The organism is Aurantivibrio plasticivorans (assembly GCF_055392955.1).
On the sequence record NZ_AP036020.1, the window covers coordinates 819884 to 833197 of the forward strand.

General features: G+C 46.5%; 7 protein-coding genes. 6 read left to right on the forward strand and 1 reads right to left on the reverse strand.

The window, feature by feature from the left end; all coding sequences use genetic code 11:
• Positions 1-69 precede the first annotated feature (69 nt).
• From ACZ5NB_RS03710 to ACZ5NB_RS03720, 3 genes are all read left to right on the forward strand, one after another.
• Positions 70-888, forward strand: coding sequence for an ion transporter (locus tag ACZ5NB_RS03710; RefSeq protein ID WP_460231632.1), 819 nt, complete (start codon positions 70-72; stop codon positions 886-888).
• A gap of 166 nt (positions 889-1054) precedes the next feature.
• Positions 1055-3574: a sensor domain-containing protein gene (locus ACZ5NB_RS03715; protein ID WP_460231633.1), complete on the forward strand. Its 2520-nt coding sequence runs from the start codon at positions 1055-1057 to the stop codon at positions 3572-3574.
• A gap of 66 nt (positions 3575-3640) precedes the next feature.
• Positions 3641-7030, forward strand: coding sequence for an EAL domain-containing protein (locus ACZ5NB_RS03720; RefSeq protein ID WP_460231634.1), 3390 nt, complete (start codon positions 3641-3643; stop codon positions 7028-7030).
• Between the two features lie 16 nt (positions 7031-7046).
• On the opposite strand, the gene ACZ5NB_RS03725 is transcribed toward ACZ5NB_RS03720, so the two are convergent.
• Complete coding sequence (locus tag ACZ5NB_RS03725) at positions 7047-8525, reverse strand: M48 family metalloprotease (RefSeq protein WP_460231635.1); 1479 nt, start codon at positions 8523-8525, stop codon at positions 7047-7049.
• A 191-nt stretch (positions 8526-8716) separates the two neighbouring features.
• Here ACZ5NB_RS03725 and ACZ5NB_RS03730 point away from each other — a divergent pair, with 191 nt between their 5' ends.
• From ACZ5NB_RS03730 to aceE, 3 genes are all read left to right on the forward strand, one after another.
• Entirely contained in the window at positions 8717-8956 is a 240-nt protein-coding gene (locus ACZ5NB_RS03730) for a sulfurtransferase TusA family protein (protein ID WP_460231636.1), read from the forward strand.
• Between the two features lie 20 nt (positions 8957-8976).
• Entirely contained in the window at positions 8977-10086 is a 1110-nt protein-coding gene (locus ACZ5NB_RS03735) for an AI-2E family transporter (protein WP_460231637.1), read from the forward strand.
• Between the two features lie 528 nt (positions 10087-10614).
• A complete protein-coding gene (gene aceE, locus ACZ5NB_RS03740; RefSeq protein WP_460231638.1) occupies positions 10615-13266 on the forward strand; it encodes a pyruvate dehydrogenase (acetyl-transferring), homodimeric type in 2652 nt (883 codons plus the stop codon).
• The last annotated feature ends 48 nt before the right edge of the window (positions 13267-13314 follow it).

Sequence of the window (13314 nt, forward strand, 5' to 3'; positions counted from 1 at the left end):
TGTTTAGACTTCGAGACTGTGGTATCGTCGGCACTGAACGACGGGGTCAGTGTGGCAAAAGGTGAGATTGTGAGTCAACGTGAATTAAAAGAAATACTTTACGACATTATTTTTGGAACTGAATCCCGCGCCGGCAAACTCTTTGACCTTGTATTGATCTGCAGTATCTTGCTCAGCGTTTTGGCGGTGATGCTCGACTCGATTGGTTGGTTTTCCCGCACATTCCGCCTCGAGCTTACGCTAGTGGAATGGGCGTTTACGATATTGTTTACGCTTGAGTACCTCGTGAGAATCTATTCTTCTCCCAACCCGCGGGCCTATATATTCAGCTTTTACGGACTGGTCGATTTACTTTCGATAGTGCCGACCTACCTAACTGTCATTTTCCCCGGAGCCAATTTCTTATTGGTTGTGCGTCTCCTTAGGGTGCTCAGAATCTTCCGTGTCCTCAAGCTATCGCGTTACGTCGGGGAGTCCAATGTATTGCTGCGCTCATTAATGGTCTCACGTCGTAAAGTATTCGTATTCTTTTACAGCGTGTTAGTGATGGCGACAATCATTGGGTCACTGATGTTTATCGTTGAGGGGGAGGATAATGGTTTTACCAGTATTCCAACGAGTATTTACTGGACCATCGTTACCATCACCACAGTCGGGTATGGTGATATCACTCCTCACACGGTGTTGGGAAAGCTCTTGGCGGCGACGACGATGTTGATTGGTTATTCCATCATTGCTGTACCTACCGGGATTATTACCGCCGAGCTTGCGCATGAAATTCAGCGCGATCGCCAGACGCGAACTTGCCCCAATTGTAACCATGCGGGCCATGAGCGTGATGCAAAATATTGTCGAATTTGTGGCGCTCACTTCCCTGGTGCGGATTGAAGCCCGTTATTTGGCGGGGTAGGTGAGATACGACAAATCGCATGGGTCAATTTTGCAGGCTGGTTCAAAAAAACGGCACCTAAATTCACATGATGCTTCTAAAAAACGACGATCGACTACACTTTTGGAGAGGGATGTCTAATTAGTTGTTTGTTGAGTAGTATTTATGCATCATTTGACCGCGTCAGTGGGGGTATCATCGGTATCAGACGATGTATTACTAGACCGCGCTATGGCAGCGACACAGGCTGTTCTTTGGTCCTGGGCCATCGAAGGTGACAGCCTAAATTTTTCTCCGCACTTTTACCAGCAGCTCAATATCCCGCAGGGGTCCTTGAAAAAACTCGATGACCTTGCTCGATACTTATCCGTCTCCGATCATCAGGCGCTTTGCGATTCTATAGTTGCCTCAACAATACGTGCGTGCCCCATCGGCGTCACGGTGACGTTGCAAGTGAGTGGTAGCCGCTATCCATTGAGCTTTTATGGTGGTGTGCAACAGTTATCGCCGGTTGAAAATATCGTCACTGGCTTAGTGCATATCGGCAGCGCGGATCAATCCTCCCTTAGCAATGCGGCGCTAGTAGTCCAATACGATCAGCGATTGTCGCAATGTCTAGATGTTGTCCACGACGGGCTTTGGTGTTTGGATCGTGACGGCCAAATTATATTTGAAAATCAGGCTGCCGTCGCACTCCTAGACTCGAACCCTCACTCAGGCGAGCGACTATTTGATGTGCTTAGCCGGATATTCCCCGAGGCGTATTGGGATGTTCATGACGAGGAGATGCGCAATGTTTTATCACGCGATATAGGCTCGATTGGCTATCAACAGGTTGTACCTACTGAACACGGAATACGTAACTTCACCATTGACAAAACCCCCTTTAAAAATGGGTGCAATGAGATCGTTGGGGTTATTGTGACGATGACAGACTCAACTGAAGTTATTGAGCAGCGCTCGCAGTTGCTAGCGTCTGAGCAGCGATACCAAGCAGTATTTTCTGCAAGTCATGATGTCATTTGGTGCTTTGAAATCGAGCCTCCTGTGGATATCAATTTACCGGTTGAACAACAAGTTGATGCCATTGTGGCTAACGCGCATTTGGTTGAGTGCAACCAGCATTTTGCAGAGCTGTACGGAGATGTGAATCCCGAACAGTTGCTAGGAACGGCCATTCCAACCGAAAGATTCCAAAATTACCGGTCTCGATTAGAGGGTTTTGTGCGCGAAGGGTACCAGCTCGTCGATAAGCCCGGTGAGCGCTTTAGTTCCGACGGGCACAAAGAGTTTTGGCAGGTGACAACCGTTGGCACCGTGGAAGGTGACTTCCTCATTCGCATCTGGGGAACATCGAAAAATGTCACCGACCGTAAACGCTATCTCGAGAAATTAGACTACCAGGCAACACATGATTCACTCACAAACTTGCCGAACCGAGTCATGCTCTACAACGAGATCGAGCAAGCGATGCAAACTCGAAAACAGCATCAATTGATGGCCTTGCTAATTATCGATCTGGATGGTTTCAAAGAAATCAATGATACGTTAGGGCATCATGTTGGTGATAAGGTTTTGCAGCTATTAGGTCCGCGTCTTGAAGCGGAAATGGAACATGCTCCAGGTATTGTCACTCGGCTAGGGGGGGATGAATTTGCGATCTTTCTTTCCAACATTCGCAATCAGCAGCAAGCAATCGTTTTCGGGCACAGGGTGCTGGATGCGGTTCAACAACCATTTATGATCGAGGGATATCACTCGGAGATTGGCGCGAGCATCGGCATAGCCATATCACCCAATCAGGCGAGTGACTTAACTACGATGATGCGTTACGCCGACGTTGCTATGTATAAAGCAAAGAAGGAACAGCTTGGCGTCACGCTTTATCATCCTGACGCTGACCCCCATTCACCTAAACGCCTGTCGTTAATGGGTGACTTGGGTAAAGCGATCCGTGAAGAGCAACTATTGCTACATTATCAGCCGAAGCTTAGCCTGGTTGAGCACAGGCCAACCGGTGTCGAAGCCTTAATCCGTTGGCAGCACCCCGAATTGGGTATGGTTTCTCCAGGTGAATTCATCCCCATCGCTGAAAGCACGGGTCTTATTCATCCAATGACGTTATGGGTATTAGAAGAAGCGATCAAGCAATGCAAGGCTTGGGAGAATGAAGGCATCTTCACTTCGATAGCCGTTAACCTATCGACACGAAATCTTATGGATGACGATATCGTCGACTCAATTTCCAACTTGTTGACACGGCATTCACTGAAGGCTGAATGTTTAGAGCTGGAAATTACTGAGAGTTCGATTATGGAAGATCCGAAGCGTGCACTGCACATACTGAATAATATTCACGCGTTGGGTGTTCGACTATCCATTGACGACTTTGGGACGGGGTACTCTTCTCTTTCTTATCTCAAGAAGCTACCCGTCGATGCGTTGAAAATCGATTTTTCGTTTGTGATTAACATGCTTGAAGATGAGCAAGATCGCATAATCGTAAATTCGACCATCAATTTGGCGCACAACCTAGGGCTAAAAGTCGTCGCTGAGGGGGTGGAAAGCCAGGCCGCTCTCCAGCAACTAAGCCGCATGGGGTGTGACTATGCTCAAGGCTTTTACATCAGCAAGCCAATCCCTGCGGGGCCGATTCAAGACTGGATGAGACCCTACTGGTCATAGGGTCTATGTTGCCTATCGACCGCCTACCCGCTCTTTTTGCCCGATACCGAGGCGCCGCTGTCGTCTATGTGGGAGTTGGCTATACTGGAGTTGAAATTCTTAGCGGCAGGTCAGGCCTGTTCTGACAGTATGATGTGGGCAGAAAAACGTTCAAATAATCTATCAAGTGTCGTTCATGTAGAGGATTACATGAACGCGCCCTTCCCCAATGCTGATTTCTCTCCGGTGGTTGTTGGCGCCTGGAAGTGGAACCTAGCCAGCAACAAATTTCAATGCAGTGAAGCAATAGGCATGACATCGGTTTGTCAGGGACTGGCTTCCCACGTGCTAGATATGCTGGATCAGGCACAGGCGGATCTGCTTGTCTCACAGGCTAAAAAAGCGAGTCAATCCGGTGAGGAATTTAGTTTTGACCTCTCAATCAATCAGGGTGGGTCGGCCAATGACGGCGCTTATCGCTTAATGGGTAGCCCGTACCTAAATAACGACAACACAACCGAGTGGATGAGTGGTGTATTACTCCGGTTGGGTAATTCATCTCTTCTAAATGACCAGTACTTACCGCAAACCGAGCCTCTGATTTACGTAAAGGATACCGAACATCGTTTCATTTTTATTAATCGTGCTTGCCAAAAAGCATTAGGTAAATCCGCGGCAGATCTACTGGGTAAAACCATTGGTGAGTGTACAGGTCAGGATGCGTCTTCACAGGAACGTTTTGAAGAATGGTTGATGTCATCCAGTATTGATCTTGAGCTTCAAGAACAAGCAGTCGCCGAGCAAACTGATTTTGTCAATGATCAGACAACTTACTCAACCAAGCGATTTTCACTTAAAGATAAAGCTGGCAATGTAGTGGGTACTGGTGCGTGTATTGTCGATGTAACTGTTGATGAAAAGGCGCTACGAATCATTGCAAATCTGGATGTTCGCAGAAGGCAGCTTATCGAAGCGATGCCCGCCCTTATTTTTTATTTTGATCGCCAGGGTAAGGCACAGTTGGTGAATAATAAGGTCGCCAAATTACTAAAGGCATCAAAAGAATCGCTCTATGGTAAAACCATGTCTGGTATTGCTCCATTCTGGGAGCGGTCCCCGGAGTTGGATGACGGTATCAGTGATGTGCTTAGTGGTAAAAAATCGTCTGTAAAAATTGAAGCAAGCTATGTGCAAGAGGGGCAGGAATACTGGATAAAAATTGAAATATCCCCAGTTCTCAATATCGATAATTCAATTGCAAACGCATTGGTTGTGGTTAGAGATGTTAGCCATATGCAGCAGCAAAAACGTAAAATTGAGGACCAAGAAGTTCGCGCTCGAGCGCTAATGGAAAACAGTTTTGAAGCGATGTATAGCGTTTCAATCAATCCACCAATGCCGATGAGTCTTCGAAAGGATAAACAAGTCGATTGGTTTGCAGAGTATGCCTATTTTGAGGACTGCAATGAACGGTGCGCGGAGCTGTTGCGTCGTAACGTCGACAAAGTTCTTTATCACAAAGTGAACGACATCGTCGGTACCTTTGATCCCGAGAGAAACTTGTTTTCAACCATTATAGAAAATGAGTTAAGGCCACAACGTGTTGAAGTCGAGCATATGATTGATGGCGAGTGTCAGTGGTGGGAGCATTCTGCGAAGCCTATCATTACCGATGGTAAGCTATATGAGCTGTGGGGAAGTTTTCGAAACGTTACTGAAGCGAAGCGTCGTGCGGTTGAGCTAGAAAACAACGAGGCGCGCTATCGAAGCTTTATTGAAAATAGCCATGAAGGCATTTTTGAGGCTCGACTCAAAGAACCCGTTCGTGCGGATAGACCGACTCATGAGCTCATTTCTGTATTGTATGAAAGCTTAACCATCCGAGAATGCAATGACGAATTTTCGAAACTTTGTGGTATTGACAACCCGATGGATGTGGTCGGTCTTACGTTGTCGGAAGCAAGTGGTGAAAACGTCGCGCGCAAGCTAGTTGAGGAGTTTGCCAGCGGGAATTTTAAAGTTGCTCGACTACCTCTCAATGTGGCGATGGGTAACGCGCAAGCGACATGGATCAGTATTAGTTTAGTCGGTGTTTTTAACGATGGTCTTCTTTGCGGTTGTTGGGGCACGCTTCGCGATGTAACCGAGCGTTATCACTATTTGCAGCGATTAGAGTACCAGGCAAACCATGATTCTCTAACCAACCTACCCAATCGGCAAAAGTTCTATACTATTCTTGAGAGCCACCTCCAATATGTTTCCGAAAGCAATCCGCTTGCGGTTGTACTGTTAGACCTAGATCGCTTTAAGGAGCTAAACGATACCCTGGGCCATCATATCGGCGATCTTCTGCTAAAGAAAATTGGGCCTAGGTTAGAGACTGTTGTGAAAACAGTGAATGGTATGGTTGCACGATTAGGAGGCGATGAGTTTGCTATTGTGTTGCCGGGCACCAATAACGAAGAGTGGGGTACGATAGCAAGAGCATTGTGTGATGCAGTCAATGAACCATTTAACCTCAACGGTTTTCAGGCGGAAATTAAAGCAAGTATCGGGTTGTCTCTAGCGCCAAAACATGCGAGCGATATCTCTGGGTTGATGCGCTACGCCGATATAGCAATGTATCAAGCGAAGAATGAATCCCTAGGTTTTATTGAATACGATGCAAGCTTGGATGCCTATACGCCTCGCCGTTTATCGTTAATGAACGATTTGGGGAAAGCGATTCGTGAGAATCAATTTGAATTATATTTTCAGCCTAAGATTGATTTGGGAGGGCGCTTTATTCGTGGGTTTGAAGCGTTGCTGCGTTGGAATCACCCCGGTTTAGGATTTTTGCCTCCGGGGGAGTTTATCCCGTTAGCCGAGTCGACGGAAAATATAAAACCAATGACCTTGTGGGTTTTAGAGTCTGCCATTAAAAGTTGTAGTGAATGGCTAGCGAAGAAACTAGATTGCAAGGTGGCTGTGAATTTGTCGGCGCGAAATCTGTTGGATGAAAATATTGTCGACATGATATCAACCTTGCTTGAGCGTTATAAGGTCCCGCCTAAGTTTTTAGAGTTGGAAATTACCGAAAGCTCCATCATGTTGGATCCAAAACGTGCAGCGGATATTATGCGGCAAATGGGTGAGTTAGGGGTTAACTTATCTATTGATGACTATGGTACAGGTTATTCTTCTTTAGCTTATTTGAAAAGCCTACCGGTGGATACATTAAAGATTGATTATTCTTTCGTAAAGGACATGTTGGTTGATAAACACGATGCGATTATTGTGAATTCGACCATTCACCTCGCTCATAACTTGGGGTTGAAAGTCGTTGCGGAAGGCGTTGAGAGTGCTGAAGCACTTACTGAATTAGATCGAATGGGCTGTGACCTCGCTCAAGGTTACTATATTGCGCCACCAATGCCTGCGGAGGCGGTAGAACCCTGGATAGACAATGCGGGCTGGTCGAGCTTACGCAATACGTGAACTAACGTTTTATAGGTTACAGTTTTGCCTCTTTCTGAAGTTGTTTAACGTCAATTAAACGTTGCTCGATAAGTGCAGCGGTCGGCGTATTATTATCGACTAGTCGATAGGCGTTTTGTAATTGTCGTTCAGCACGTTGGTAGATGCCGTTCAAAATAAAATATTCGGCGCGAGCCCGATGAACCTCGATAATGTTGCCGACTAAACCGTGAACCTCTGCTAGAAGATACCAAACATAGTCGTTGTCACTTCGAATGCGCGAATAACGCACTAAAAGCTGTTCGCACAGTTCATATTCTTTTGCAGACATTAATGTTTCGGCAAACTGTATATTGACGGCATGGCTACTGGGGTAGAGTTTTAGCAATTTGTTGAGTTTGTTTAGCGCGCTTTTGTAATCTTCTTCTTTGGCATCGACGTCCGCAGAAGCGAGAGTGTAAATGAGTTTTTCTGGGCGCTTGGCCAGTAAATTATCCAGTTCTTCACGCGCTTGCTGCGTTTTTCCTGCTTCTGTTAGCGCCAGTACTAAGCCATAACGACTGGCTTCTTGAGATATAGACTGTCCGTCTACTTCGCTTTGAAATGCTTTGATGGCGTGCTGAATAGATTCGGAGTGATGTAACTTAGCGCGTGCGGCAATTAAATGGAAATCAACAGAATCCGGGTATTCTCGCTGGGGAAACTGCATTGCTCTAGCGCGTGCATCGGCAATTCGGCTTTCAGTCACAGGGTGTGTTGATAAAAACTCCGGTGGCTTTCGGTAAAAGCGCGCATCACGTAGCATGACTTCAAACATGTCGGCTGCCGCATTGGGATCTCGTCCTGCGGCGGCCAGAGTTTGAATGCCAACCCTGTCCGCTTCTTGTTCGTGTAAGCGGCTAAAACGCAAACGTGAATCCAGTGCGGCAGCCTGTGTAGCCATAATAGCGGCCATCCCAGCGTCACCACTACCGGCCGCTGCGAGAATAATGCCTGCGAGCAAACCAGCCATAGTGGGCAGGCTAGATGACTGCTGTGCTTGGACTTGTCGGGCGTAATGACGTTGACTGAGGTGGGCCAGCTCGTGCGCAAGTATCGAAGCGAGCTGGTCTTCTTTTTCCGTTTCTAGAAAAATGCCGGTATGGACGCCGATGATACGGCCCGGGACTGCAAAGGCGTTAATCGAGGGGTTGTCGATTACGATTAAGTCGAATCGCTTATCTGGTAGATCGCTGTGGGCAGCGATACTGGTAATTAATTGTTCTAAGTAGCTGTATATGATCGGGTCAGAAGACGTTGGCATTTGGCTGCGGTACAATTTCAGCACCTTTTGGCCAAGTTCGTATTCTTGCTGCGGTGAGATTAAACCGGCGCTGCTATCTCCTAGTGCCGGTAAATCAACATCTGCGCCATAAGCGGGTAAGACTGAAGTGCTAAGCAAAGCGCTCAGGGCAATCGCCAAACAGATGGGTTTAGGGGTGAATCGCCTTAAAGCAATGTTAAGAACTTGTAGCACGCATTTACTTCCAAGATAAGGGGAGCATACTCTAGCAACTTTTTACCCCGCTGACTAAGTGTTACACTTCGAAACGGACAACATGCTGCGCGTTGTGAAGCCTCAGTCGTTGTAGAAAACTCGACGTAGAACAGTCTAAGTTGACCTCATTCTGAGGGGTAAAGTTCCTTTGACAGATTTGTGAACATTTTATGTGCGATAAACTAACCATAGCAGAAACCGTTGACGCCACCGGCCTAACCTGTCCGTTGCCGTTGCTCAAAGCAAAGCAAGGGCTCAAGTCTCTGCGGTCAGGAGAATGTCTAAAAGTCCTTGCCACGGATCCGGGCTCTGAAAGAGATTTTGAGGTGTTTGCAAACTTGAGCGGTAATTCATTGGTTCAACTGGAAAAGATAGGCGATACTTTTACCTATGTTTTGCAAAAAATCTAAGACACCTGTAGCAAATGCCTATGTATAGTATTTTCAGAAATTGGATTAATCGCTACTTCGCCGATGAAGAAGCCGTGCTGCTGGTATTGATTATGATCGGCGCGGTCATTGTTTTAATGACGATGGGCGATATTTTAGCGCCAATGATCGCAAGTATGATTATTGCCTTTTTGATGGAAGGAATGGTCGCGCGGTTGCGGGGGTGGGGTGTGCCTCATCTTGTTGCGGTAAGCTTGGCCAGTATTGTGTTTGTCGGTGCGTTAGCTGTGATTATGTTGGTCTTGTTACCTGGGTTGTGGCAGCAACTAACACGGTTGATGACGGACGTGCCGCGTATGTTTGGTGAGTGGCAGAGTGTGGTGTTGCTGTTGCCTCAAAAATACCCAAACATCGTGAGCGAGCCGCAGATCGCACAACTTATGGAGGCCATCGCAAAACGAATTGGTGACTTCGGGCAACAAGTAGTATCGTTCTCAGTTACTCGGTTGCCTATATTGGCGGCGGTCATTGTGTATTTAGTTCTTGTACCCATTCTGGTGTTTTTTTTCCTAAAAGATGGGCGCAAGGTGCTCCGCTTCGTTGCCAGTTTCTTACCGAATGAGCGTCCGGTAATGACGAAAATTGGGTTAGAAATGAATCAGCAAATTGCCAACTATGTGCGCGGCAAGGTGATCGAGATTCTAATTGTCGGGAGCGTGAGCTACGTAGCCTTCATTTTTCTGGGGCTTAATTATGCATTGCTGCTCGCGATTTCTGTGGGGCTTTCAGTTGTTATCCCCTATATTGGCGCAGCCGTGGTGACCCTTCCTATCGCAATGATTGCATACATGCAGTGGGGTTGGTCGTCTGATTTTATGACGGTGATCATCGTCTATGGTGTTATTCAAGCGCTGGATGGAAATGTACTTGTACCGTTGTTGTTTTCCGAGACGGTTAATTTACACCCTATCGCGATTATTCTGGCCGTGTTGGTATTTGGCGGCATTTGGGGTTTCTGGGGAGTGTTTTTTGCGATACCCTTAGCTACCTTGATTAAGGCAATCTTAAATGCATGGCCTACCCGCTATGACGAATTGCCTGGTGTTGTTGCTGGCGATGCCAATGATGATACCGAAAGCGCGGCTTCGTGATTACTGCCGAGTTGACGGAGCAAGAGCAACCAAAAGTTGTGCTGTTGGCGTTGCAGACTAATTTAATGTCGCAACATGGCTGAGGCGTTTCTGGTTAACTTAACAGGTATTACACATTATTCGCGACAGCTGCGTGTTGAGCATAGAATCTTCATCATAGATTCGCTCTGAAATTTCTGTGAGCCATGTACATTCATCAAATATATATGGCTTTCGGCTTTACTCTAATGTGCATCATAATATGCCGTAGTGGTAGACGCTTTTTCAATAATCCTGTTCAGCACAAAAGGTGAGGTAACGGATTTAAGTCATGTTGAGAAAATTTGTCTGTATTTTTTCAAGCGAGCCATCTTTTGGTTTCCTGCTGCACCCGCGTATCAGCTCCACCCGCCTAATAGGCAACGTCACCGTTCAATCCTTTACATATCAGCTAAACTATTTAATACAGCGGATTACTTGCGTCGATTTTTCTGTTAAGCCGCCAATATGGCCGCTTACTTCGTTACTTGCCTGTTTAAGGAGCATTACATGCACGAGGATGTAGATCCCCTCGAAACTAAAGAGTGGTTAGACTCACTGTACGCCATTATTCGACATTCAGGTAAGGAGCGTGCCGCAGAGCTCATTAAGGCACTATCTGATGCAGCTGTAACATCTGAAGTTGAACTGCCTCCGGCGATTACTACACCATTTCGTAATTCCATTCCCTTCCATGCTGAAAAACGTATGCCTGGCGATCTGTTTATGGAGCGTCGTATCCGTTCGCTTATTCGCTGGAATGCGATGGCAATGGTTATGCGAGCCAATAGCAACGATGAAGGGTTAGGTGGCCATATTGCGACCTTTTCATCGGCAGCGACGCTCTACGACATCGGTTTTAATTACTTTTTTAAAGGCAATAATGCCGAAGATGGTGGTGACCTCATTTATTTCCAAGGTCACAGTGCACCAGGCATGTATGCTCGTTCCTATTTGGAAGGGCGTTTAACTGAAGAGCAGTTAGATAATTTTCGTCGCGAAGTTGATGGTAAAGGCTTATCTTCATACCCGCATCCATGGTTAATGCCTAATTACTGGCAGTTCCCCACTGTGTCGATGGGCTTGGGGCCTATTCAGGCAATCTATCAAGCGCACTTTATGCGGTATATGTCAGCGCGAGGTTTAGCGCCGCGAGGAGACCGCCACGTATGGGCATTTCTTGGCGATGGTGAATGCGACGAACCAGAATCTTTAGGCGCGATTTCTCTCGCGGGACGAGAGCAGTTGGAAAACCTAATTTTTGTTATCAATTGCAATTTGCAGAGGCTTGATGGCCCGGTACGGGGCAATGGAAAAATTATTCAGGAACTTGAAGGTATTTTTCGTGGCGCTGGCTGGAACGTCATTAAAGTCGTCTGGGGAAGGCATTGGGACCCATTATTTGAAAAAGATGAGAACGGCTTGCTGCAAAAGCGTATGGATGAAGTTTGTGATGGCGAATTGCAAAACTATAAAGCCAATGGCGGGGCATATACACGAGAGCACTTTTTCGGTGCTTCCCCGGAGCTTCTCGAAATGGTTAAAGACTTAAGCGATGAAGATATTATGTATCTCAATCGCGGTGGTCATGATCCATTTAAAGTGTACGCCGCTTACGCCAAAGCGGTAGCACATAAAGGCCAGCCTACGGTTATTCTTGCGCATACTGTAAAGGGCTACGGTATGGGTGATGCGGGTGAGGCTCAGAATGAGACGCACTCTGTTAAAAAACTTGATTTAGAAAGTTTGAAAAAATTCCGCGATCGTTTTGGTATTCCTATCGCTGATGAAGAACTTAAGCGAGTGCCTTATTACCGACCAGAGAATGATTCGCCGGAAGTAAAATATATGTCGCAGCGCCGTCAAGAGCTCGGCGGGCCTATTCCTTCTCGGCGAAGTGAATTTAAATCACTAGAAATTCCATCCCTCGATGCTTTCAAGGCGCAACTTAAAAGTTCCGGAGATAGAGAAATTTCCACCACGATGGCATTTGTACGCTGTTTATCAACATTGGCGAAAGACAAATCTGTTGGTTCTCGTGTGGTGCCTATCGTGCCTGATGAGGCTAGAACATTTGGGATGGAGGGTATGTTTCGTCAGTTGGGAATATATTCTTCAGCGGGCCAAAAATATACACCCCACGATTCCAATCAAATTATGTACTACAAAGAGGATAAGCGTGGGCAAATTCTCGAAGAAGGTATTAATGAATCCGGTGCAATGTCTGCCTGGCTAGTGGCTGCAACCGCTTACAGCAACTATAACGTACCGATGATTCCGTTTTATATTTTTTATTCCATGTTCGGTTTTCAGCGTATTGGTGATTTGGCATGGGCAGCAGGTGATAGCCAAGCTCGTGGGTTTTTAATCGGAGCAACCGCAGGTAGAACAACACTCAACGGTGAAGGCTTGCAACATCAGGATGGACATAGCCATGTGCTAGCTAGCACCATTCCAAATTGTCGTAGTTATGATCCTACCTATGGATACGAATTGGCGGTAATTATTCAGCATGGCCTTGAATGTATGTATGAAAAAAAGGAAAACTGTTTCTACTACATCACAACTATGAATGAAAATTACCAACATCCCGCCATGCCGGTTGATGCGGAAGAAGGCATCATTAAAGGTATTTATTTGCTGCGTCGGTGCGATGTTAAATCAGATAAAACCGTTCAATTACTCGGTAGCGGTACGATCCTTCGAGAGGTGGAGGCCGCCGCTGAAATTTTGCGAGATGAATTTCAGGTGACGGCTGAGATCTGGAGTGTGACGAGTGTGAATGAGCTGGCGAAGGATGGGCAGAGTACCAGTCGCTGGAATCTTATGCACCCAGCGCAATCGCCGCGTAAAAGTTATCTTGAGCAACAGCTCGAAAAACATAAAGGACCGGTTATTGCTGCGTCAGATTACATCAAGAGTTACTTTGAACAATTGCGTGGATTTATCCCGGCGAGATATACGGTGCTGGGGACAGATGGTTTTGGTCGCAGTGATACGCGTGCAAAGTTGCGCGAGTTTTTTGAGGTGGATCGTCACTATATTACAGTTGCTGCTCTTAAAGCGTTGGCAGACGAGGGTAAGGTGGATATGCAACTGGTTTCAGAGGCAATGCAAAAATTTGGTATTGATTCTGAAAAGTCAGACCCCTATTTGCTTTAGTGTCCGCTTGATAGCACAAAAAATGTATTTAAAGCGTCAATACAATCG

Bases quoted from the DNA above. Each gene is read 5' to 3' on its own strand.
- ACZ5NB_RS03720 (WP_460231634.1), top strand. From the start codon at position 3,641: ATGTGGGAGTTGGCTATACTGGAGTTGAAATTCTTAGCGGCAGGTCAG.
- aceE (WP_460231638.1), top strand. From the start codon at position 10,615: ATGCACGAGGATGTAGATCCCCTCGAAACTAAAGAGTGGTTAGACTCA.
- ACZ5NB_RS03735 (WP_460231637.1), top strand. From the start codon at position 8,977: ATGTATAGTATTTTCAGAAATTGGATTAATCGCTACTTCGCCGATGAA.
- ACZ5NB_RS03715 (WP_460231633.1), top strand. From the start codon at position 1,055: ATGCATCATTTGACCGCGTCAGTGGGGGTATCATCGGTATCAGACGAT.
- ACZ5NB_RS03730 (WP_460231636.1), top strand. From the start codon at position 8,717: ATGTGCGATAAACTAACCATAGCAGAAACCGTTGACGCCACCGGCCTA.